1 protein-coding gene is annotated in these 223 nt (G+C 62.8%); it reads right to left on the bottom strand.

Annotated elements, in window-relative coordinates; all coding sequences use genetic code 11:
- On the bottom strand, nucleotides 1-223 hold a 223-nt coding region (locus tag M8006_RS18095), incomplete at both ends, for an IS66 family transposase (RefSeq protein WP_250084633.1).

The raw sequence follows: 223 nt of genomic DNA, 5'->3' as shown, positions 1-223 counted from the left end.
GTGATAGGCTCTCACCCGCCTGTATCATCCAGCGGGCCAGGGTATTGCGCGGGATGTCGGCGCCGTGCCGGGCAAAGATCTGGCTCTGCCGGTAGAGCGGTAAGGCATCCTGGTACTTGGCGGTGGCGACGTAAGCCAACAGGGTGGCACTGGCATTGCTCTTGGGCAGGAGTTTGGCCGGTGCCGGGGCTGTCTGGATATTTTCTTCGCAGGTTGGGCAGGC

This window comes from Halomonas llamarensis (assembly GCF_023555005.1).
GTDB lineage: Bacteria > Pseudomonadota > Gammaproteobacteria > Pseudomonadales > Halomonadaceae > Vreelandella > Vreelandella llamarensis.
Note: the sequence above shows the minus strand (reverse complement) of the source record. Positions and strands in the feature narration are given on the sequence as shown.